This window comes from Streptomyces sp. NPDC059080, from assembly GCF_042739975.1.
Taxonomy (GTDB): Bacteria; Actinomycetota; Actinomycetes; order Streptomycetales; family Streptomycetaceae; genus Streptomyces; species Streptomyces benahoarensis.
This window is the reverse complement of sequence record NZ_JBHYGX010000012.1, coordinates 46,962-68,379: the sequence shown is the minus strand read 5'-3', so window position 1 is coordinate 68,379 and position 21,418 is coordinate 46,962. Positions and strand designations below refer to the sequence as shown.

Here is a 21,418-nt window from a genome sequence, read left to right as displayed (position 1 = left end):
TCACAGGGCGACGAGGGAGACCTCCGTCGCCTTGACGCTCGTCCAGACGGCGACGCCGTCGGCCAGCCCCAGTTCGGCGGCGGCGCCCGGGGTGACCTCCGCGACGAGATCGGGCGTCTCCGGCGAGGCGATCTGTATCCGCAGTCTGCTGCCCGCGGCGGTGATCTCGCGTACGGTGCCGGGCCAGACGTTACGGGGGCTGCCCCCGGGCCGTTCGCGGTGGACGGAGACCGCCTCCGGCGCCAGGATCGCGAGCGCCGCGGTGCCTTCGGGGAGAGGGTCGGCGGCGATGACATGGCCGCCGCCGTCGAGGGCGAGGCCGTCGGCGGTGGCGGTGCCCGGCCAGGCGTTGCGGCCCAGCATCCGGGCGACCCACGGGGAGCGCGGGCTGCGGGTGACCTCGGCGGGCGGCGCGTCCTGGAGCGCCCGGCCACCGTCGAGGACCAGCACCCGGTCGGCGAGCGACACCGCCTCGACCGGGTCGTGGGTGACGATCAGACAGACGCCGCCGAAGCCCGCGAGGTGGCGGCGGAGGGTGTGGCGGACGTGGGCGCGGGTGGTCTGGTCGAGGGCGGCGAGCGGTTCGTCGAGGAGGAGCAGCCGGGGACGGGCCGCCAGCGCCCGGGCCAGGGCGACGCGTTGGGCCTGGCCGCCGGAGAGCTGGCCGGGGCGGCGGTGGGCCAGCGGGCCGACGCCGAGCCGGTCCAGCCACTCCTGGGCCGCGCGGCGGGCCGTGGCGCGCGGCACGCCGTGGGCGCGCAGTCCGTACGCGGTGTTGCTCAGGGCGCTCAGGTGCGGGAAGAGCGCGCCGTCCTGGGGGACCCAGGCGACGCCGCGGCGGTGCGGGGGCAGCGCGGTGGCGTCGCGGTCGCCGAGCCGCAGGCCGGCGCGGGCGCGCGGGGTGAGGCCGAGCAGGGCCCGCAGCAGGGTGGTCTTGCCCGCGCCGTTGGGGCCGACGACGGCGAGGGTGGTGCCGGGTGCGGCGTCGAGGGTGAGGGTGGTGAAGCCGGTGACGTCGGCGTGGAGGGCGTGCCGGTCCTCCGGTGCCGGGCCGGGGGTGTCGTGGCCGGGGATGTCGTGGCCGGCGCCGTGGCTCGGGTGCGTACGGCCGTCGGGGGTGGCGGTGGCGCCCGGCCGGTCGGCGGGGGCGGGGCGGCGGGGTGTGCGGCGGGCAGGCGTCCCGGCCCAGCGGCCGCGCAGGGCCACCAGGACGGCCATGGCGATGGCGAGCAGCAGCAGGGAGACCGAGGTGGCGGCCTCCGGGGAGTCCTGGAGCAGCAGATACACCTGGAGCGGCAGCGTCTGGGTGGTGCCGGGCAGGTTCCCGGCGAAGGTGATGGTGGCGCCGAATTCCCCGAGGGCCCGGGCCCAGGTCAGGGCGGCGCCCGCGGCGAGACCCGGCGCGATCATCGGGAGGGTGACGGTGGCGAAGACCCGTACCGGTGAGGCGCCGAGGGAGGCCGCGGTCTCCTCGTAGGCGGGGCGGAGTCCGGCGAGGGCGCCTTCGAGGCTGATGACCAGGAACGGCATGGCGACGAAGGTGGCGGCGACGACGGCGCCGGAGGTGTGGAACGGCAGGGTGAGCCCGAAGGTGTCCTCCAGCCACGGGCCGAGCACGCCGCGGCGGCCGAAGCCGAGGAGCAGCGCGACGCCGCCGACGGTCGGCGGCAGCACCATCGGCAGCAGCACCAGCGAACGCACCAGTGTCTTCCCGGGGAACGCGACGCGCGCCAGCAGCCAGGCGAGCGGCACCCCGAGCAGCAGGGACAGGCCCAACGCCCAGAAGGAGACCAGCAACGACAGCCGCAGCGCCTCGGTGACGCCGGGGCTGGTGAGGTGGGTGCCCAGCTCGCTCCAGGAGGTACGGGCGAGGACGCCCACGAGCGGCATCAGCAGGAACGCCACGGCCAGCAGCGCGGGCACCGCGAGGGCGACGGGCGTACGGGCCCCGGGCCGCCGGGACCGCGGAGGGCGGCGGGGTGTCATGGCGGCTCCTGTGACATGGCGGGTCGTGGGGGTTGGCGGACGGTGGCGGGGCGCTCGGGGCCTGGGGTGGTCCGGGCCGCGGCCGTACGGATGCGGGCGCGCGGGCCGGGGCGCCGGGACCTGCCGCGGCCCCGGCGCGCGGCGTCGGTCAGGGCTGCTGGAACCCGGCCTTGCGCAGGATCTGCTGGGCCTCGGGGGTGCCGAGCCACGTCACGAACGCGGCGGCGGCCGCGGTGTGCCGGGAGGACTTGAGGGTGGCGGCGGGGTAGTCGGCGACGGCGTTCTGCGCGTCGGGGAGGGTGATGGCGTCGACCTTGCCGGGTGCGGTCGCCGCATCCGTCCGGTAGACGATCCCGGCGTCCGCCTCGCCGAGTTCGACCTTGCTGAGCACGGCGCGGACGTTGGGCTCCTGGGAGACCGGCTTGACCGTCAGGTGCTGCTTGCCGAGCACCTGCTCGCTGTACCGCCCCACGGGCACCTCGGCTGCGGCGAGCACCACCTTCACACCGGAGCCGGTGAGGTCCTTCAGGCCGTGGATCTTCTTCGGATTGTCCTTGCCGACGGCGATGACCAGGCGGTTCCGGGCGATGACGGTCGGCTTGCCGGTGTCGGCGCGGAGCCCGTCCATGGTCTTGGTGTCGGCGGTGACCAACGCGTCGGCGGGAGCGCCCTGGCGGACCTGGGCGGCCAGTTCCTGCGAACCGGCGAAGGAGAAGTGCACCTTGGTGCCGGGGTGCGCGTGCTCGTACGCGGCGCCCGCCGTCGTGAAGACATCGGTGAGGGAGGCGGCGGCGAGCACCGTCAGATCGGTCCCGGCGGCGCCCTTGGTGTCCTTCTCCTTGTCGTTGCCGCAGGCGGCGAGCGGGACGAGCAGGGCGGCGGTCACGAGCGCGACGGTGGCGCGGCGGCGGGTCACGGCAGGCGGCATGAAGGGCTCCTTCGAAGCGGGGCGGGTCCGGGGCGCCCCGGACGGACGGGGACGGGCTGTGCGGCGCGGCGCGGCATCGCCGGGCGTGGCTCAGGCGCGGTCGATGTGGACGCTGGTGGCCTTGACCCGGGCGGTGGCCTCCGTACCGACCTCCAGGCCGAGTTCCTCGACGGCTTCCCGGGTGAGCAGGGAGACCAGGCGGTGCGGACCGGCCTGGATCTCCACCTGGGCCGCCACATCGCCGAGGGTGACGGCGGTGACGATGCCGGGGAAGGCGTTACGCGCGGAGGTGTGGGACCCCTCCTCGGCGGTGTCGCCGCGGCCGTTCTCGACGGCGAAAGCGGCTAGGTCCCGGCCGTTGATCATCCGGCGGCCGCTCTCGTCGCGATGGGTGGCGATCCGCCCGGCGTCGGCCCAGCGGCGCGCGGTGTCCGGGCTGACGCCCAGCAGCCGCGCGGCCCGGCCGATGGTGTAGGACTGCATATGCGGAAAGATATGCGGGATTCTCCCGCATCTGCAATCCCTTCGGGTCGACGACCAGGGCAGATGCGAGGTGCCTCGGAGATTCCGCCAGGCCCCGCGGGGCGGGCGCCTCCGGGCCGTTCGCCCGGGACCGTTCGGGGCCCGCCGCACTCTCCACCCGGCCTACCGTCGGTCGAACCGGCGCCGCGTCCCGTCGTCAGCAGGCAGGAAGGTTTCCAGATGCAGCCCCTCCAGGGCGGCATCGGTGGCGGTACTGAGGGTGGCGGAGGTGCTGAAGAAGCGGAGCGGGCTGCCGTCGGCGCCGATTTCGAGGGTGATGACCGGCCCCGCAGGAGGGGTGACCGTATCGGTTCCGCCGAGGTATCCGGCGATCTCCGCGGCCAGCTCGCGGTGGCGCCGGTCGTGGGTGCGCTCGGCGCGGTGGCTCACCTGGTGCAGCAGATGGCCGCCCCACTCCGCGAGATTGCCGATCCGGCGGGCCAGCCCGTCGGGATGGAGGCAGACCCGGACCACGTTGACCGGCGGCTCCAGCAGCTCCGGCGCGCAACCGGCCAGCAGCTGATCGACGGCGGCGTTGGCGTCGACGATGTCCCAGTGGTCGTCCAACAGGAGTGCGGGGTAGGGCAGATGGGCGTCGAGGAGCCGCCGCAGACCGTCCATCACGACCGCGAGCGAGGCGTCGTCCCACGGGCGGTCCTGATAGCGCGGTGCGTACCCGGCGGCCAGCAGGAGGCGATTGCGCTCCCGTAGCGGCACATCGAGGTTGTCGGAGAGGTGCATGAGCATCTCCGGTGTCGGGCGCGCCTTGCCGGTCTCCACCCGGCTGAGGTGCCGGGTGGAGACCCGCGAACGGTTGGAGAGTTCCTGCTGGCTGAACCTGCGGCGTTCGCGCCAGGTCCGCAACAGCGCGCCGACCGGCGGGGCTTCGACTGCAACGCTCATGCCCAGGAGCCTAAGCGGTGCGGTCCGGGCGGCCATGACCTCCGAGGTCATGGATCGGGCGGCGGCCCCGGGCCAGGATTCCGGGCATCAGCCGATCGAAACGAACGGGAGAAACACCATGAAGACCGTCGTTCAGCAGTACCTGGCCACCTGGAACACGTCCGGCGACGAGCGGGCGGCGCTGCTCGCCGCGCACTGGTCACCCGAGGCGACGTACACCGACCCGTTGGCCGAGGTCGCCGGCCATGAGGGGATCACCGCGGTCATCGACGGCGTCCAGGCGCAGTTCCCGGGGTTCGTGTTCACCCAGGTCGGCGAGGTCGACGCGCACCACCGTCAGGTGCGTTTCCGCTGGGGCCTGGGCCCGGAGGGCGCCGAGCCACTGGTGATCGGCTTCGATGTCCTGGTGCTGGACGCGTCGGGCCGGATCCAGGACGTCCACGGTTTTCTGGACAAGGTTCCTGCGTGAGGAGAGCCGCAACAGGTCCCGGTCACCGACCGCAGCAACAGTGAGTCTGACAACCGGTCCTGACGTGCGCTCACCCGATGTGCCCCGATCACCTCACCGGACCGACGGCCGCCGCCCTTCCCGAGAAGCAGGCCACCACGCCGCCCGTGGTGGCCTGCTTCGTTGCGAATGTCCGGGCCGGGGCGGGCGGGCGAGCGGGCCTGACAGGTCGTCGCCCGGACGGCGTCTTCCGGGACACCCGCGAGTGCGCCCGGGCAGCGAGCTGCTGTACGCGCTGTGCGGTGACGGGGCCGACGCCGGTGGCTGAGCGGCGGTCAGCCGTCCGCGAGGCCGAGTTCGCCGGGGCCCAGCGAGCGGAAGTGCCGGGCGACCTCGCCGTCGGTGACGTCCTTCAGACGCGCCGGTGACCAGCGGGGCGACCGGTCCTTGTCGACGATGCGGGCACGGATGCCCTCCACCAGGTCGGGCGAGGCGAGTGCCGCGGAGGCGATGCGGTAGTCCTGGTCGAGGACGCGTTCCAGCGAGCCGAGGCGGCGCACCCGGCGCAGCGCGGCGAGGGTGACCTTCAGGGAGGTCGGCGAGAGTTCCCGCAGGGACTGCGCGGCGCTCTTCGCCGCCGGCTCCCCGCTGTGCTCCAGCCGGTCGACGATCTCCTCGACGGTGCCGGCGGCGTAGCAGGCGTCGATCCAGCCGCGGTGGGCGGCGAGTTCGGCGGCGGGCGCGGGCTCGGCGTACCGGGCCACGGTCTCCGCCACGTCCCCGGTGGCGAGGCCGGCGGCGAGCTCCGGGAGGCGGGCGGCGGGCACGAAGTGGTCGGCGAGACCGCACAGCAGGGCGTCACCGGCGGTCATCGGGGCGCCGGTGAGGGCGAGATGGGTGCCGAGTTCACCGGGGGCGGCGGCCAGCAGATGGAGTCCGCCGACGTCGGGCACGAAGCCGATGGCGGTCTCCGGCATGGCGATGCGGGAGCGTTCGGTGACGATACGGACGGCGCCGTGCGCGGAGACGCCGACGCCGCCGCCCATCACGATGCCGTCCATGAACGCGACGAACGGCTTGGGGTAGCGGGCGATCTGCGCGTTGAGGCGGTACTCGTCGCGCCAGAAGGCGCGGGCGGCGGCACCATCGCCGTCACGGGCGTCGTCGTGGATGGCGCGGATGTCGCCGCCCGCGCACAGCCCGCGCTCCCCGGCCCCGGAGAGCACCACGGTGGCGACGCCGGGGTCCTCCCGCCAGTCGTCGAGCGCGGCCGACAGCTGCCGCACCATGCCGTGGGTGAGGGAGTTGAGCGCCCGGGGCCGGTTGAGGGTGAGGTGTCCGGCGCGGCCCTCGGTGCGGCGCAGTACGGAGTCGTCGGCGGCGGTCATCGGACGCCTCCGGTGCGCTGCGGGGTGGTGAACGGCATCTCTCGTCGGTCCTTCCAGCGGTACGGCGCCCGCGGGCCGCGGACGGTCGGTGACGCCCCCACTCCATCAGACGGCGCGCCTCCGCGGGCGGGTGCGGGACGGATTTCCGTACCCGACGGACGGCACCCGCGGGGGCCGTCCGTGGGCGCCGCCACCCGACTCCCCCACCACTTTCCCGCCCAAATCCGTCTCATTACCGCTGGGTTAAACTGCCGGGGCCGACAACGCACTGTTGTGCGGTCGCCACCCGTTCCGTGGTCGACGGTCGTACGCCCAGGACGACGGGAGGGACGGACATGCCGACCATCGCCTCGTCCGCCGTTGTTCCCGCCGCCGCGCACACCGCCCCCGGCGGCCGCCCGCGCACTCCCGTCCGCGCCGCGGTCCGGCCGCGCCGGGTCCGGCGGGCCTCCGCCCACGCTCACGGCTTCGTCCCGCACCGCAGGCCCCGCCTCGCCCCCTGCGCGCGCAGCGGCATTCCCGATATGCCCCGCGTCGGCTGACACCACGTCACCTCCTTCGGGGCCCGCTCCGCCTGGCCCCGGTCACCGGCGCCGGATGCTGCACAATGCCTGACCAGTGACGACCGGTCGTACCGGTCCGTCCGGCCAGGGGCCTCGCACGCCCGCACGCTGTACGCACCCCCGCAGGGAGCACCTCCATGGAGCCATCGGCCCACGTCGGCAAGACCGCCCTACCCGGGGTCGGCACCCGCTACGACCTCGACACGGACGGCGGACGACACGTCTCGGTCGTCGCCCACCAGGACGGCCGCCGCATTCTCGCCTTCCACGACCCGCAGGACGAGGACAGCTGCCAGGACTCCGTGGCGCTCACCCCCCAGGAGGCGAGCGCGCTGTCCAAGCTCCTCTTCCCCGACCCCGTCGCCCATCTCCACCAGCATCCGGAGATCGACCTGGTCACCGAGCACATCCCGGTCACCAAACGATCCCCGTACGCCGGGCGGACCCTGGGGGCCACCGCGGCCCGCACCCGCACCGGCGCGTCCATCGTCGCCGTTCTGCGGCGTACCGACGCCGTGCCCTCGCCCACCCCGGACTTCCGTTTCGCGATCGGCGACACCCTCGTCGTGGTCGGCACCCGGGAAGGCGTGGACGCCGTCGCCGCATTGATCACCGGAGGGTAACCGCCCGTGCACGACACCACCGCGCTGCTCATCGAACTCGGGGCCATCATCCTCGGCCTGGGCATACTCGGCCGGCTCGCGGGGCGGGTGGGATTCTCACCGATTCCGCTCTACCTGCTCGCCGGACTCGCCTTCGGCCACGGGGGGCTGCTGCCGCTCAACGCCAGTGAGGAATTCGTCTCCACCGGCGCCGAGATCGGCGTCATCCTGCTGCTGCTCCTGCTGGGCCTGGAGTACAGCGCCTCGGAGCTGGTCACCAACCTCAAGACGCAGTATCCCTCCGGGATCGTCGACTTCGTGCTGAACGCCGTGCCGGGCGCGGTGGCCGCACTGGTCCTGGGATGGGGGCCGGTGGCGGCGGTGGCGCTGGGCGGTGTCACCTGGATCTCGTCGTCGGGCGTGATCGCCAAGGTGCTCGGCGACCTCGGCCGGCTGGGCAACCGCGAGACGCCGGTGATCCTCGGCGTCCTCGTCATCGAGGACCTGGCGATGGCCGTCTACCTGCCGCTGCTCACCGCGCTGCTGGCCGGTCAGAGCCTGGCGGGCGGCAGCCTGACCCTGCTGATCTCGCTCGGCACGGTCGGCGCGGTCCTGTACGTGGCGCTGCGGCACGGCAGACTGATCAGCCGGGCGGTCTCCTCCGACAACCCGGAGATGCTGCTGCTGGTGGTGCTCGGCCTGACGGTGCTGGTCGCCGGGGTCGCGCAGCAGCTTCAGGTGTCGGCGGCGGTCGGCGCGTTCCTCGTCGGGATCGCGCTCTCCGGCGAGGTGGCCGAGGGCGCGCACCATCTGCTGGCGCCGATGCGCGACCTGTTCGCCGCGGTGTTCTTCGTCTTCTTCGGCCTCAACACCGATCCGGCGGCGATCCCGCCGGTGCTCGTCCCGGCGCTGATCCTGGCCGTGATCACCGCCGGTACCAAGATCGCCACCGGGTGGTTCGCGGCCCGCCGCGCCGGGGTGCGGACGGCGGGCCGCTGGCGGACCGGGGGCACGCTGGTGGCTCGCGGCGAGTTCTCGATCGTCATCGCCGGTCTTGCGGTCGGCGTGGAGCCCCGTATCGGCCCGCTGGCCACCGCGTACGTCCTGATCCTGGTGATCCTCGGGCCGCTGGCCGCCCGCTGGACGGAGCCGGTGGCGCGCCGCACGGCCCGGCTGCTGGGCCGCACCCCGGCCCCGGCGGGGGCGGCACCCGCGCCTGCCGCGCCGAGCCCGGAACCGGTCGCCGCCGAGGAGTCCCCGGCCGCCCCGGGGGACACCGCCCGCACCCGCGGCTGACGGGTCCCGCACACGACAACGGCCGGTGCCCGCGAGGGGCGCCGGCCGTCGGGCCGTCCGCACGGTCATCGGCCGTGCGCGCGGTGTCAGGTGCGCTGGCGGCCTCTGCCGGACACCGCGACGCAGACCAGCCCCAGCAGGCACGTCAGACCGCCGATCACGGCGTTGGTCCAGATCACACCCCGGCCCGGGCCGCTGCCGACGATCCAGGGCGCGATGATCATCCAGATACCCATCGCGCACATCGCCCAGCTCAGTCCGTACATCCGGGCGGGCCGGACCGTGAAGCCGAGGCCCAGCGTCGCGATGGCGATGCCCATGATGAGGTTGTGGGTCATCAGCGCCGGCTGGGACGCGGTGAAGTGCACGATCCACGGCGAGACCGCGCAGAACAGGCCGACGAGGAACACCGGTCCGTCCACGAGAGCCACGTCGTGCCCGCCGAGCACCCGGTCGTACCGGGCCTGCATCTCCGAAACATCGGGGTGACCTGCGAGGTCTCCCCTGCTGTGTGAGACGTCGGCCATGCGACTCGCCTCCTTCGTCCGCAAGCCTGGCCGTATCGCGTGGCAGGAACCACACATCTCCATTCTGCGCTTATCTCTCCTTTATGCGTAGCGGGACGGTAACCGCCTTTTGCCGGAGTATCCGGAGTGTGCGGAGTATGCGGCTTTCGCGGGAAGCGTCTCAGGGGCGGGCGAGGATGACGAGCTGCCCGGTCGCCCGGGTCACGCTCCCTACCGGTCGACCGCCTCCGGGGCGTCGGCCGCCCTCGGTACGGCTGGCACCTGATGGACGGAAGCGGCGCCCCGTGGCTCGGACGAGGGCGCCGCTTCCGGTGCCGCGAGCGGTGCCGCTTCCGGAGCCGCGAGGTAACGCCTGTGGGGTACGGCAGTCGGCGGGCGTCAGGTGCCCGCGTGCCGTCCCAGGTAGACGAGCAGCATCAGGAAGCCCGCCACGAGATGGCCCACGGCTATGTAGAGCAGGATCTGGCGGGTCGTGGGGTGCGACTTGCGCCGGGCGATCAACGCGAGAACGCGGGGCGGCGCCGACGGCCGGACCAGGGGACGGCCGATCGGACGGCCGGTGCGCCGCCCGGTCGGCACGGCACGCCGACGCACCCCGCACCGCGGCGCGGTCCGCCCGCCGGCCGGGCGCCACGGGCAGGGGCGCGGCCCCAGGGAGGCGACCGCGCCGTCGTCGTACGAATGGTGGTGCGGGCCGATGCACGGGCGCCGGCAGTCCGGGGTGCCGGTGACCGGCAGGCAGGTGCGCGAGTGGACCGCGCGCCACGGCGGCGGCCCCTTCCGTCGTGCGGCGCCGGGCACGGCGCTCACCCGGCGAGGCCGCCGGGCGGCCTGCCCCGGTCGCGGTGGCACGCCGCCTGCGCCCGGCGCGGCACCCGGGCGGACCACCGTGCGGCGCCGCCTCGGGCCACGCCCTGCGGCGCCGCGCCGACGGCGCGCGCCCGGCGCCGCGTCCCGCTCACCCCTGCTCCGCCCACAGTCGCTCCGCCCACTCCCGTTCCGCTCATGACGCCTCCTGGACGCGGGGCAGCTCGGCCGGTGCCCGCCCGGCGTCCGCCCGTCGCAGCTCGGCGAGGAGTTCGCCGCGGTCGGTCAGTACCACGGGAAGGGTCCGGCGGGCGGCCCCCAGCAGACCGGCCACATCGCCGCCGGCCAGCTCGTAGACGACCGTGGTGCCCGTGCGGGTGGCGGTGACGATGCCAGAGCGGCGCAACACCGCGAGCTGTTGGGAGAGCGCGGCCGGCTCGACGCCGATCGCACCGCGCAGCTTCCGCACCGGCAACGGGCCCTCCTGCAGCAGCTCCAGCACGCGGATGCGCACCGGGTGGCCGAGCACCCGGAAGAACGCGGCCTTCGCCTCGTAGAGCGGTATCCCGGCGTCGTTCATGCGCGCGCTCCCGCCGCGGCGGGGCGTCGCGTGGGGTGTGGTCGGTGCGGTGCCGCCGCGGAGCGCCGGGCATCCCGGGTCCGCTCCCCTGCCGCTCCGGCCCATCCGCCCACGCATGCCTCCACTCACGGTCCGCCGACAACCGCACCAACTGTTGAATTGCAGACTTCTGCAACTGTAGACGACATCCGGCCGCCCGTGGGCGGGCAGGGGACGATCGGGACACCTTTCCGACGGAGGACATCCCGCACATTGGGCATGCTCACGACACCTTCGAGGAGGCCGCGGGGGGACGCACCCCCGCACGCCGGAGGAATCCCCCCTCCCCCACCACCGGTCACCCGGGGGCGGACCGGCCGAAGATCGCCTTGACAGCATGTACGCCTTTTCCCGTCGTCCCGCTTCCCGTCGGCCGCCCGGGCCCGTACGGCGCCCGTGGCCGCGCTCCGCTCCACGGTCCGGGACGCGCCACCGGACCGTTCGCCGTACGTGGCGCCAGTGGGCCGCCTGCCCGGTGCGGGAGCATGTCAACCGCGGCGCGCGCGGGAACGTATCTTCTGGCCGTCACCGGCGCAGGCGCATCTGGGGTGGTCCGGGCGGCGCGCCCGCAACCCAGGGGCGGGTCGGCTGGTTGAGTCCGGTCATGGACGCCAAGCAGAACGCCGGTCCCCCCTTCCGGCGCCGCGCTCTCCCCCCGTCGTCACCCGCGGCTGCGACGCCGCAGGCCGGGCGCCGGGAGGAGGCCACGCCGATCTTCGACCAACTGCTGCGGGAGTGGCGGTCCGGTGCACCGCTCCCGGTCACCTGGCCCGCGGCCGACGCCCCGCCGCAGCCCGGGGACCGGCGCCCGCCCACCGCCGCGGCCGAGGAACGCATCATCCCCCGCTCCCGCCGCCACGACCCACCGCCGAAGGGCCCCGGCAGCAGGCGCACCGAGGTCTGAGGCCCCGGGCGACGCGTCGCCAACTGCCGCCCGCCAAGGACGCGTCGCGGTGGTGGCTCTCCCGTATGTGTCGCTCCGGCGGGAGGCTCCCGGGGCGCCCGGCCGGCCCGTCAGCGGCGCGCGCCCGCCGTGGCAGGCGCGCGCCCGGCCGTCATGCGGACAGCTGCGCCTCGACGGCGGCAACGACCTCCGGGGCGTCCGGTTCGGTCTGCGGGGCGAAGCGCGCCACGACCGAGCCGTCCGGGGCGATCAGGAACTTCTCGAAGTTCCAGCGGATGTCGCCGGTGTATCCCTCCGCGTCCGGCGCGTCGGTCAGCTGCGCGTAAAGGGCATGCCGCGCGGCGCCGTTGACGTCGATCTTCTCGGTCATCGGGAAGGTGACGCCGTACGTCGCCGAGCAGAACTGCGCGATCTCCTCGGCGGTGCCGGGTTCCTGGCCCATGAACTGGTTGCAGGGCACGCCGAGGACGGTGAAGTCACGCGGCGCGTACTGGGCGTGCAGCCGCTCCAGCGCGGCGTACTGCGGGGTGAGGCCGCACTGGGAGGCGACATTGACGAGGAGTACGGCCTTGCCGCGGTACTGGGCCAGATCGGCGGGGCCGCCCTGGAGGGCGTCGATTTTCACTGTGTGAACAGACATGACAAGGGAGCGTAGTCCGCCGCGGCCCGGGAACCCCGGCACGCACCGCGCTCGTCACCGGGCCGCCGGGGCGCTACCGTCCCGGCGCCGCCGTATCCAGGAGGTCGAAGGCATCAGCCAGACCGGTCAGTTCGAGCAGACGGCTCACCGCGTCGCCCGGGGTGAGCCCGGTCAGCCGCAGCCTGCCGGACGCGTACCGCACCCGGTGGCGGGCGCGGCACAGCAGCGACAGGCCGGAGCAGTCGATGAAGGTCACCGCCCGCAGGTCCAGTACCAGGTCGGGGCGGCGGGTGCCGGTCAGGTCGTCCAGCGTCGCGGCGAGTGCGCGGGCGGCCAGGAGGTCCAGTTCGCCGTGGAGTACGACGATGGTGACGCCGTCCGTCGTGTCGGTCCGGCCGAGGTACGGCCAGGTGGGAGTGTGGTCGTCCTTCATCGCCCGTCCCTCTTCCGTGCCGGGGCGCGTTTTTTCGCCACCCGCAGGCGGCGAAGGCGTGCGGAGGATGTGGGGGTGCCACCGCGGACCGGGCGGTTCCGGCCGCCGGTGGCGCTCGCTGTCGCCGCGGCGCCGGGCGGCGGAGTGAACCGCGCGCCGCGTGTGGCGGGTGTACGGATGCGCCGCGGGTGTCTACGGACTACCCGTTCGACACGGTGTCAAGTCCCGGCCCACGCCCGGCTGGACGAGGTTGGCGCGATCCGGCCGCACCGCACCGGGGGCCGGGCAGGGCCTTCCGACGGGCGACGACCGCCCACCGCCCTTGACCTCAATAAAGCTTGAGGTTCTAGGTTTTCGTCAGGGCGCCGCCACACCGCGGCGCCCTGACATACCGATGACGGGAGACCGCGATGGACATGGAAGTGACCGCCTGGCACGCGCTGCACGGCACGGTGTACGCACAGGAGGGCACCCGGCGCCTCTCGCGCGCCACACTGCGCCGGATCGCCGCCTTCGCCCGGCCGCACCGCCGCCGCCTGGTGTGGTTCCTCGTGCTGAGCACCGTCATCGCGGCGGGGGCGGTGGTGACGCCGCTGCTGGCCGGGCGGGTCGTCGACGCGATCGTGCACCACGGGTCCACCGGCCTCGTCCTCGGCATCGCCGCGCTGATCGCGGTGATCGCGCTCGCCGAGGCGGGCCTGGGGCTGCTCACCCGGTGGCTGTCGGCGAGCATCGGCGAGGGGCTGATCCTGGACCTGCGCACCACCGTGTACGACCACGTCCAGCGGATGCCGGTCGCCTTCTTCACCCGGACCCGTACCGGCGCCCTCGTCAGCCGTCTCAACAACGATGTGATCGGCGCGCAGCGGGCGTTCAGCGACACCCTCTCCGGCGTCGTCAGCAATCTCGTGACCCTGCTGCTGACCCTCGTGGTGATGCTCGGCCTGTCCTGGCAGATCACGCTGATCGCGCTGGTGCTGCTGCCGGTGTTCGTGCTGCCCGCCCGCCGGGTGGGGCGGCGGCTGGCCGCGCTGCGCCGGGAGGGTGCCGACCACAACGCGGCGATGGGCACCCGGATGACGGAGCGGTTCTCCGCGCCCGGCGCCACCCTCGTCAAGCTCCTGGGGCGGCCGTCCCGGGAGTCTGCGGAGTTCGGCGCGCGGGCTGCCCGGGTACGTGACATCGGCGTGCGCACCGCGATGGTCCAGACGTACTTCGTCACCGCCCTGACCCTCGTCTCCGCTCTGGCGCTCGCCGTCGTCTACGGGCTCGGCGGCCTCCTGGCGCTGCGCGGCAGCCTGGAGCCCGGCGCGGTCGTCTCCCTCGCGCTGCTGCTGACCCGTCTCTACGCCCCGCTGACCGCGCTGTCCGGTGCGCACATCGAGGTGATGAGCGCGCTGGTCAGCTTCGAGCGGGTCTTCGAAGTGCTCGACCTGGAACCGCTGATCGCGCAGAAGCCGGACGCCCGCGCGGTACCCGAGGGCCCGGTGTCCGTCGAGTTCGACGCCGTACGCTTCGCCTACCCGTCCGCCGACAAGGTGTCGCTGGCCTCCCTGGAGGAGGTCGCCGCCCTCGACACCCGGGGCGGCGAACGCGTGCTGCACGACATCTCCTTCCGCGCCGAACCGGGCCGCATGGTCGCCCTCGTCGGCTCCTCCGGCGCCGGGAAGTCGACCATTGCGCACCTCCTGCCGCGGCTGTACGACGCCGACGCCGGGGCGGTGCGGATCGGCGGGGTCGACGTCCGGGACCTGACCGCGGAATCGCTGCGCGACACGCTCGGCATGGTCACCCAGGACGGCCATCTCTTCCACGAAACGATCCGGGAGAACCTGCTGCTCGCCCGGGACGGCGCCGCCGACGACGAGCTGTGGGACGCGCTGCGCCGGGCCCGGCTGGCGGAGCTGGTCCGGTCGCTGCCGGACGGTCTGGACACCGTCGTCGGAGAGCGCGGCTACCGCCTCTCCGGCGGCGAACGCCAGCGCCTGACCATCGCCCGGCTGCTGCTCGCCCGGCCACGCGTGGTGATCCTGGACGAGGCCACCGCGCATCTGGACAACAGCTCGGAGGCGGCGGTGCAGGAAGCCCTCACCGAGGCGCTGGCGGGCCGCACCTCCGTGGTCATCGCGCACCGCCTCTCGACGGTCCGCGCCGCCGACGAGATCCTGGTGGTCGAGGGCGGACGCATCGTCGAGCGGGGCACGCACGAGACGCTGCTCGCCGCGGACGGCCGCTACGCCGAGCTGTACCGCACACAGTTCGCCGACGGCTCCGGCGGGCCGGAGGCCACGGGCTCCGCCGGGGCATCCTCCCTGGTGGGCTGAGCGGACCGGCCGAACCACGAGCGCCGCGCCCGCTGTCCGGGGCGCGGCGTTCGTGGCCCGGGAACGCGGCGTTCGTGGCCCGGGAACGCGGCGTTCGTGGCCCGGGAACGCGGCGTTCGTGGCCCGGGAACGCGGCGTTCGGCGTCCGGGCCCGCGGCGTTCGGCCGCTCAGCCGTCCACGGGCCCCCGGATCGGTGGGAGTCGCGGCCGTCCCCTGTCCGTGCCGGGCCGAAGCGCGCAGACTGGCCGCGTCGCCCGCAACCGGAACGGGCCCGGACGGCATCGCCGGAGGGGAAACGCATGGCCACACCCGGTGCCACCACCACCGCGCCGACCGACTCGGCGGCCGCTCGCCGCTCCCGGTCCCGGTGGCTGCGGGCCGTCGCCGCGCTGCTCTGCGGCGCGCTCCCGGCCCTCGCCTTCCCCGCCCCGTCCCTGTGGTGGACCGCGTACGTCTCCCTCGTACCGTGGCTGTTGCTGCTGCGGACCGCGCCGACGAACCGGCGGGCGGCGCTGGAGGGGTGGCTCGGCGGCATCGGGTTCATGGTGGCGGTGCACCACTGGCTGCTGCCGAGCCTCCATGTGTTCCTGGTGGTACTGGCGATGCTGCTGGGCGCGTTGTGGGCGCCGTGGGGGCCGCTGGTGCGGACGCTGCTGGGCGGCTCGCCGCGCCCGCTCCGGTGCCTGGCCGCCCTGGCGCTGGTGCCGTCCGGCTGGCTGATGGTCGAACTGGTCAGGTCCTGGGAACAGTTGGGCGGTCCGTGGGGCCTGCTCGGCGCCGGTCAGTGGCAGGTGCCGCCCGCGCTGCGGCTCGCCTCCGTGGGCGGAATCTGGCTGGTCAGCCTGCTGATCGTCTGGGTGAACACCGCGCTGGCACAGCTGATCGCGCTCCGCCGGGCCCGCCCGGTCGCCGTCGCCGCGCTGCTGGTCTGCGCGCTGACGGTGACCGTCGGCTGGTACGCCGCACCCGTGCCGCGGCCCGGCGGTACCGCGCGGATCGCGATCGTCCAGCCGGGCCCGGACGGCGGCCCCGGCGCACGTCTGGCGCGGAGCGAGGCGCTGACCCGGCAGCTGGCGGGCCGGGGCGTACGCCTCGTGGTCTGGGGCGAGAGCAGTCTGACCCGCGATCCGACGGACGATCCGCGGCTGGCCGGGCGGCTCGCCGCGCTGCCCCGGAGCACCGGCGCCGATCTGCTGGCCGGGGTGGACGCGCCGCGCGCCGGACGGCCCGGCGTCTACAAGAGCGCGGTGCTGGTGGGGCCGGGCGGTCCGACCGGCGACCGGTACGCCAAGATGCGGCTGGTGCCGTTCGGCGAGACCATTCCGGCCCGGCCGCTGCTGGGCTGGGCGACCCGTGTGGGCAAGGCGGCGGCCACCGACCGGATGCGCGGCACCCACCAGGTGGTGATGCCCCTACCCGCCGCGCACGGCCTGCGGATCGGGCCGCTGGTCTGCTTCGAGACGGCGTTCCCGGACATGAGCCGGAGCCTGGCCGCCGACGGCGCGCGGATGCTGGTCGCGCAGTCGTCGACCTCGTCGTTCCAGGGCAGCTGGGCCCCGGCGCAGCACGCCTCGCTCGGTGCGCTGCGGGCCGCCGAGACCTGGCGCCCGATGGTGCACGCCACGCTCACCGGCGTCAGCGCGGTCTACGGGCCCCGGGGCGAACCGGTCGGTGAGCGGCTGTCCACCGACCGCAGCGCCGCGGCCGTCTACGACGTGCCGCTCGCGCACGGCACCAGCCCGTACACCCGGCTGGGCGACTGGCCGGTGTACGCGGCCGTGGCGGCGCTGCTCCTGGCGGGCGCGCCGGTGGCGGCGCGGCGGGTCAGGCTCCGGTGGTCCGCGCGAGCGCGTCGGTGACGACCCGTTCGCACAGCTCATGGGTGCGCAGCGCGTCCAGCGCGGACGGGCGCTCCCCGGCACGTACGGCGTCGAGGAAGGCCAGCGCGGCCTGTTCGATCCCGCGCTGGCGGGCGACCGGCACCCAGTCCCCGCGGCGCCGCACCGTCGGATCGCCGTGGTGGTCGATGACATCACCGAGGTTGACGACCTGCCGGCGGGCGTCACCACCGGAGACGTCGAGGACTTCTTCGGCCGACCCGCTGCGCCGGTTCATGGTGCCGATGGCCGTGAATCCGTCGCCGGAGAGCTGCAGGACGACGTGTTCCATCAGCCCGTCACGGATCCGGGCGCGGACGTCGATGTGCCCGGCCTCGCCCGGGGCCAGGAAGCGCAGCGTGTCGACAACGTGGATGAAGTCGTCGAGCACCAGGGTCCGCGGGTCCTCGGGCATCCCGACGCGGTTCTTCTGCAGCAGGATCAGCTCGCGGGGGTGCGCACGGCAGTCGGCGTACCCGGGGGCGTGGCGGCGGTTGAAGCCGACGGCGAGGCCGACGCCGCGCTCCTCGGCGAGGTGGACGAGACGGCGGGAGTCGGCCAGCTCGTACGCAAGCGGTTTGTCGACGTAGGTCGGCACCCCGGCGTCGAGGAGCCGGGCGACGATCTCCGGGTGCGCGGCGGTCGGGGCGTGCACGAACGCGGCGTCGAGCCCCGCGGCGAGGAGCGCGTCCAGATCGGCGTGGCGCTGCGCGACGGGAATCCGATGGGCGTCGGCGACCTGCCGGAGGGTGGCCGGGGTGCGGGTCTGGAGATGCAGTTCCACGCCGGGCCGGGCGGCGAGGACCGGCAGATATGCCTTCCGGGCGATGTCTCCGAGCCCTATGCAGCCGACCTTCATATGCACTCCCGATGCCGGACGGCCCGCCCTTCGCCCGGCCGTCTGTGAGAGGAGTTTACGGAGGGTGCGGGAAGCCGAAGGCTGGGGGCGGGAGGGGGCCGTCCCGGAGCGGCGGCCCGGCCCGGCGGTGGCGGGCGAGAGGCTGGGGCGGTCCGGCGAAGGGCGGGGCACTCCGGCCGCGATGCGGGACCGGACCCGGTCCTCGAAGGGGCGGGAGCGTGGCCCGGCCCGGCGGCGGTTCCGGCGGGCCTGCGGCTCCACGCGTCGCCCCGGGGCGCGCGCGATCACCCCTGCGGGGACTTCCCACGCCCGTACGGGCCGGGCAAAGCTGCAAGGATGCACCGTTTGTCCGCTCTCGTGGTCCTCTCGGTGGTGGTCGCGGCGACCACCACCGGCTGCGTGACGCTCCCTTCCCGGCCGGCCCCCACGGGCCATCACCCCACACCACCCCCCCCCCCCCGGCCGCGGCCCCCGCCCCCCCCGGCGGCGCCCCCCGGGGCCGCCGGGGGCGGGGCCCCCCCCCCGCGCCCCCCCCCGGCCCCATCACCCCACACCACCCGCCCCCCCCCGCCGCCCCCATCCGGCCGCGCCGCTGCCCCCGCAGGGCCGGATCGGGCCGGTGACCACGCAGCCGGCCCCCCGGCAGTCCGACGCCGCCCGCCGGGCCGTACCGCCGCCCGGCAGGTCCCCGCACCACGGCGGCGGAGCGCACGGCGGCACGGGCGGCGGCGTACGGCCGCCGCCCCCGCCCGCGGGCGCACCCACCCGGGAACGCGCGCCCGCACCCTCCGCGCCCTACCGGTTGCCGCGCCTCGGCGACAACCTGCCGGCCGGGGCGGAACTGTGCGCCCTGGGACGGAAGTACGGCCGCTGGCAACGGGACGGCGCAGCGCTGCGGATCTGCCGGCAGGCGTACGGCTGACGCGCGGCCGGGCGTGGTGAAGGCCGGGCACACCCCGGTCGGGCCCGGCTGCGGCGAGGGCCCGGTCAGCTCCGGCCCGGGCCGTCGTCCAGCCGTGCCCCGAGGCGGTCGATGTCGGCGTACAGGGTCTGGCGGTGGGCACCGTCGGGCAGGGCGGCGGCCCAGGTCCGGGCGCGCGACAGGTGGGCCCTGGCGTCCCCGGGGCGGCCGAGCGCGGCGTAGTCGGCGACCAGGCTCAGATGCAGCGCAGGGAAGAGCGCCCGGAGCGCGGCCAACGGGCTGTCGGTGCTGATGGCCTGGGGCTCGTCGTCTTGGCTCGGGGCGTTGTCCCCGTCCGGGCCGTCGTCGCCGCCGGGTCCGTCATCCTCGCCCGGGCTCTCATCCCTGCTCGGGCCATCGCCCCGGCCGTGACTCCCGTCGCTGCGCGGGCCGTCGCCCCCGCTCGGGCTCTCGTCACCGCTCAGGCCGTCCGGCCTGCCCCGGGCCCCCGCGCCGGATGGCCCGGCGGCCTCACCCGAGGCGTCGGAACCCTCGGCGCGGTCAACGCGGCCGGCACGCCGCTCCCCCTCCGGCCCACCCCCGTCACCGCACCGTCCGGCGCACGGCTCGCCCCCGCCGCTCCCCTGCATCCGCGGCCGCCCACCCGTGACAAACCCCTCCGCCGCCTCCAACGCCGTGAGGTCCCAGGCGAGGCGATCCCGCGGCGTGTCCTGGGTGGCGGCGAGGTAGTGGGCGAGGGTGCAGCGGTGGAGGGTGTCGGCGGACGGGCCGAGCTCGTGCCAGAGGGCGGCGAGGCGGTTGCGGGCCTCTTCCCGGTCTCCGGCGCGGTGCAGCATGACCGCTTGGCCGATCCGGGTCGGGACGCCGCCTCCGGCCGTCCGCTCCTGCTGCCGCTCCGTCACGCTCGCTCCCACATCGGTCCGCCGCGGCCTCGCCACCCGCCGCTGCTTCCCGACGCTAACCGCCGGGCGCCGCCCCCGCGCGGTGTGGGCGCCACGCCCGGACGCCCACGGGAGCCGCACAGAGCGCGCCATGTGCCGGGCGCCGGGCCCCGCTCAGCCCAGGTCGGGGATGCGCCAGTCGATCGGGGCGTGGCCCTGGGCGGCGACCGCCTCGTTGATCTGGGTGAACGGGCGGGAGCCGAAGAATTTCTTGGCGGAGAGCGGCGAGGGGTGCGCGCCCTGCACCACCGCATGGCGGTCCTGGTCGATCAGCGGCAGCTTCTTCTTCGCGTAATTGCCCCACAGGACGAAGACCGCCGGGTCGGGGCGGGCGTCGACGGCGCGGATCACGGCGTCGGTGATCTTCTCCCAGCCCTTGCCCTTATGGGAATTGGCCTCGCCCTCGCGGACGGTGAGCACGGCGTTGAGCAGCAGGACGCCCTGGCGGGCCCACGGCATCAGATAGCCGTTGTCCGGCACGGGGTGGCCCAGCTCCTCCTTCATCTCCTTGTAGATGTTCCGCAGCGACGGCGGGGTCTTGACGCCGGGCCGCACCGAGAAGCACAGGCCGTGGCCCTGCCCGGCGCCGTGGTACGGGTCCTGGCCGAGAACGAGGACCTTCACCCGGTCGTACGGCGTGGCCTCCAGCGCCGCGAAGACCTCGTCGCGCGGCGGGTAGACCGGCCCCTGGGCCCGCTCCTGCACCACAAAGTCGGCCAGCTCCTTGACGTAGGGCTTCGCCAGCTCTTCGCCGAGGGCGCCGCGCCAGGACTCGGGCAGCGTGTCGGTGACCACGTGAACAACCTCCGGTGTGCGTTCCGTATCTCGCACTCCAGAACCTACCGGCGACCACTGACAACGCGGCGATGCGCGGTCACCGGCCCACGGCGAACGGCGTCCCGGGACCGTCGCCCCGGCCGTGTGAACAGGGAAAAAGTGCGGGGGGGGGGGGGGCCCGGGGCGGGCCGGGCCGCGCGCCCGGGGGGGGGGGGGGGTGGGGCGCGCCCGCCCGCCCCCCGTCGGGCCCCCCCCCCCCCCCCCCCCTGTTTTATCCATTCTTCTTGGGGGGGGGCGCGCCCGCGCCCGCGCCCCCCCCCCCCGCCGCTGAGGTGGCCGGATGTCCCGGCCGTCACCCCGACCGCACCCCGGCGTTCACACCCCGGCGTTGAGGAGGAGCCCTCCGTCGACGACGAGGGTCTGGCCGGTGATCCAGCCCGACGCGTCGGAGAGCAGGAACGCGGCGGCGCCCCCGATGTCCTCCGGCACGCCCAGCCGTCCCATGGGGTAGGAGGCCACGACCTCCTCCTCGCGGTTCTCGTAGAGCGCCGCGGCGAACTTCGTCTTGATCACCGCGGGCGCGATGGAGTTGACCCGGACCACGGGCGCGAATTCGTGCGCGAGCTGCAGCGAGAGGTTGACCATCGCCGCCTTGCTCATGCCGTACGCACCGATGAACGGCGAGGCGCCGATACCGGCCATGGAGGCGATGTTGACGATCGCGCCGCCGTTCTCCTTCTGCCAGGCGTGCCAGGTGCGCTGCGCGAAGCCGAGTGCGGAGATCACGTTGGTCTCGAAGACCTTGCGGGCGACGCCGAGGTCGAGGTCGGCGATCGGTCCGAAGACCGGGTTCGTACCGGCGTTGTTGACGAGGTAGTCGATGCGGCCGAAGGTCTCCCTTGCCCGCTCGACGGCGACGGCCTGATGGGCCTCGTCGTGTGCCTTGCCCGCGACGCCGATCACGCGCTCCGCACCGAGCCGCTCGACGGCCTCCTTGAGGGCGTCCTCGTTGCGGCCGGTGATGACGACCCGGTCCCCGCGGGCCACCAGCGCCTCGGCGATGCCGTAGCCGATGCCGCGGCTGGCGCCGGTGACCAGTGCCACCTTGCCGGAGAGTGCGGGGAGCGCGCTGTGCTGCTCGGTCATGTGTG

The 21,418-nt window shown here is 74.7% G+C and carries 22 protein-coding genes; 8 read left to right on the top strand and 14 right to left on the bottom strand.

Features of this window, described 5'->3' with window-relative positions; genetic code table 11:
* The 4 genes from ACFWWQ_RS12805 to ACFWWQ_RS12790 all read right to left on the bottom strand — a co-directional run bounded on the left by ACFWWQ_RS12805 (position 1) and on the right by ACFWWQ_RS12790 (position 4,339).
* A complete protein-coding gene (locus ACFWWQ_RS12805; RefSeq protein ID WP_384594583.1) occupies positions 1-1,986 on the bottom strand; it encodes an ABC transporter permease in 1,986 nt (661 codons plus the stop codon).
* A 148-nt stretch (positions 1,987-2,134) separates the two neighbouring features.
* Entirely contained in the window at positions 2,135-2,914 is a 780-nt protein-coding gene (gene modA, locus ACFWWQ_RS12800) for a molybdate ABC transporter substrate-binding protein (RefSeq protein WP_384594580.1), read from the bottom strand.
* Between the two features lie 90 nt (positions 2,915-3,004).
* A complete protein-coding gene (locus ACFWWQ_RS12795; protein WP_384594577.1) occupies positions 3,005-3,397 on the bottom strand; it encodes a molybdopterin-binding protein in 393 nt (130 codons plus the stop codon).
* A 162-nt stretch (positions 3,398-3,559) separates the two neighbouring features.
* A complete protein-coding gene (locus ACFWWQ_RS12790) occupies positions 3,560-4,339 on the bottom strand; it encodes a helix-turn-helix domain-containing protein (protein ID WP_384594574.1) in 780 nt (259 codons plus the stop codon).
* Between the two features lie 118 nt (positions 4,340-4,457).
* On the opposite strand from ACFWWQ_RS12790, the gene ACFWWQ_RS12785 reads away from it, so the two are divergent.
* Positions 4,458-4,808 (top strand): nuclear transport factor 2 family protein, encoded by a 351-nt coding sequence (locus ACFWWQ_RS12785; RefSeq protein ID WP_384594571.1) that lies wholly within the window; start codon positions 4,458-4,460, stop codon positions 4,806-4,808.
* A 314-nt stretch (positions 4,809-5,122) separates the two neighbouring features.
* Here the strand turns inward: ACFWWQ_RS12785 and ACFWWQ_RS12780 are convergent, their stop codons facing one another.
* On the bottom strand, positions 5,123-6,175 hold the full coding sequence (locus ACFWWQ_RS12780; protein ID WP_384594568.1) for an enoyl-CoA hydratase/isomerase family protein: 1,053 nt from the start codon (positions 6,173-6,175) through the stop codon (positions 5,123-5,125).
* Between the two features lie 335 nt (positions 6,176-6,510).
* On the opposite strand from ACFWWQ_RS12780, the gene ACFWWQ_RS12775 reads away from it, so the two are divergent.
* The 3 genes from ACFWWQ_RS12775 (at position 6,511) to ACFWWQ_RS12765 (ending at position 8,636) form a co-directional block, all read left to right on the top strand.
* Positions 6,511-6,717, top strand: coding sequence for a hypothetical protein (locus tag ACFWWQ_RS12775; protein ID WP_384594565.1), 207 nt, complete (start codon positions 6,511-6,513; stop codon positions 6,715-6,717).
* A gap of 158 nt (positions 6,718-6,875) precedes the next feature.
* Entirely contained in the window at positions 6,876-7,361 is a 486-nt protein-coding gene (locus ACFWWQ_RS12770; protein ID WP_384594562.1) for a cation:proton antiporter regulatory subunit, read from the top strand.
* A 6-nt stretch (positions 7,362-7,367) separates the two neighbouring features.
* Positions 7,368-8,636 (top strand): cation:proton antiporter, encoded by a 1,269-nt coding sequence (locus ACFWWQ_RS12765; RefSeq protein ID WP_384594559.1) that lies wholly within the window; start codon positions 7,368-7,370, stop codon positions 8,634-8,636.
* A gap of 86 nt (positions 8,637-8,722) precedes the next feature.
* Here the strand turns inward: ACFWWQ_RS12765 and ACFWWQ_RS12760 are convergent, their stop codons facing one another.
* The 3 genes from ACFWWQ_RS12760 to ACFWWQ_RS12750 all read right to left on the bottom strand — a co-directional run bounded on the left by ACFWWQ_RS12760 (position 8,723) and on the right by ACFWWQ_RS12750 (position 10,550).
* Complete coding sequence (locus tag ACFWWQ_RS12760) at positions 8,723-9,163, bottom strand: SPW repeat protein (protein WP_384594556.1); 441 nt, start codon at positions 9,161-9,163, stop codon at positions 8,723-8,725.
* Between the two features lie 378 nt (positions 9,164-9,541).
* Positions 9,542-9,973 (bottom strand): DUF6126 family protein, encoded by a 432-nt coding sequence (locus ACFWWQ_RS12755; protein WP_384594553.1) that lies wholly within the window; start codon positions 9,971-9,973, stop codon positions 9,542-9,544.
* Between the two features lie 193 nt (positions 9,974-10,166).
* Positions 10,167-10,550 (bottom strand): ArsR/SmtB family transcription factor, encoded by a 384-nt coding sequence (locus tag ACFWWQ_RS12750; protein WP_384594550.1) that lies wholly within the window; start codon positions 10,548-10,550, stop codon positions 10,167-10,169.
* A gap of 643 nt (positions 10,551-11,193) precedes the next feature.
* Here ACFWWQ_RS12750 and ACFWWQ_RS12745 point away from each other — a divergent pair.
* Complete coding sequence (locus ACFWWQ_RS12745; RefSeq protein WP_384594547.1) at positions 11,194-11,493, top strand: hypothetical protein; 300 nt, start codon at positions 11,194-11,196, stop codon at positions 11,491-11,493.
* A 151-nt stretch (positions 11,494-11,644) separates the two neighbouring features.
* Here the strand turns inward: ACFWWQ_RS12745 and ACFWWQ_RS12740 are convergent, their stop codons facing one another.
* Together ACFWWQ_RS12740 and ACFWWQ_RS12735 are read right to left on the bottom strand one after the other, a co-directional pair.
* A complete protein-coding gene (locus tag ACFWWQ_RS12740) occupies positions 11,645-12,133 on the bottom strand; it encodes a glutathione peroxidase (protein WP_384594544.1) in 489 nt (162 codons plus the stop codon).
* Positions 12,134-12,206: 73 nt separating this feature from the next.
* On the bottom strand, positions 12,207-12,566 hold the full coding sequence (locus tag ACFWWQ_RS12735; RefSeq protein ID WP_384594541.1) for an STAS domain-containing protein: 360 nt from the start codon (positions 12,564-12,566) through the stop codon (positions 12,207-12,209).
* A gap of 410 nt (positions 12,567-12,976) precedes the next feature.
* On the opposite strand from ACFWWQ_RS12735, the gene ACFWWQ_RS12730 reads away from it, so the two are divergent.
* On the top strand, positions 12,977-14,890 hold the full coding sequence (locus ACFWWQ_RS12730; RefSeq protein WP_384594538.1) for an ABC transporter ATP-binding protein: 1,914 nt from the start codon (positions 12,977-12,979) through the stop codon (positions 14,888-14,890).
* Between the two features lie 300 nt (positions 14,891-15,190).
* Entirely contained in the window at positions 15,191-16,750 is a 1,560-nt protein-coding gene (lnt, locus tag ACFWWQ_RS12725) for an apolipoprotein N-acyltransferase (protein WP_384594535.1), read from the top strand.
* Here lnt and ACFWWQ_RS12720 read toward each other — a convergent pair.
* On the bottom strand, positions 16,716-17,627 hold the full coding sequence (locus tag ACFWWQ_RS12720; protein WP_384594532.1) for a Gfo/Idh/MocA family protein: 912 nt from the start codon (positions 17,625-17,627) through the stop codon (positions 16,716-16,718). The genes lnt and ACFWWQ_RS12720 overlap by 35 nt on opposite strands.
* Before the next feature lie 619 nt (positions 17,628-18,246).
* Between ACFWWQ_RS12720 and ACFWWQ_RS12715 the strand changes: the two genes are divergently transcribed.
* A complete protein-coding gene (locus ACFWWQ_RS12715) occupies positions 18,247-18,549 on the top strand; it encodes a hypothetical protein (RefSeq protein ID WP_384594529.1) in 303 nt (100 codons plus the stop codon).
* Between the two features lie 65 nt (positions 18,550-18,614).
* On the opposite strand, the gene ACFWWQ_RS12710 is transcribed toward ACFWWQ_RS12715, so the two are convergent.
* From ACFWWQ_RS12710 to ACFWWQ_RS12700, 3 genes are all read right to left on the bottom strand, one after another.
* The gene (locus ACFWWQ_RS12710; RefSeq protein WP_384594526.1) at positions 18,615-19,451 is read right to left on the bottom strand and encodes a hypothetical protein; all 837 of its coding nucleotides are present in this window, start codon (positions 19,449-19,451) and stop codon (positions 18,615-18,617) included.
* A gap of 153 nt (positions 19,452-19,604) precedes the next feature.
* On the bottom strand, positions 19,605-20,285 hold the full coding sequence (locus tag ACFWWQ_RS12705) for a uracil-DNA glycosylase (protein WP_384594523.1): 681 nt from the start codon (positions 20,283-20,285) through the stop codon (positions 19,605-19,607).
* Between the two features lie 357 nt (positions 20,286-20,642).
* Positions 20,643-21,413 carry an SDR family oxidoreductase gene (locus ACFWWQ_RS12700; protein ID WP_384594520.1) on the bottom strand — a complete coding sequence of 257 codons (771 nt, stop codon included), beginning with the start codon at positions 21,411-21,413 and terminating at the stop codon, positions 20,643-20,645.
* Between the last annotated feature and the right edge of the window lie 5 nt (positions 21,414-21,418).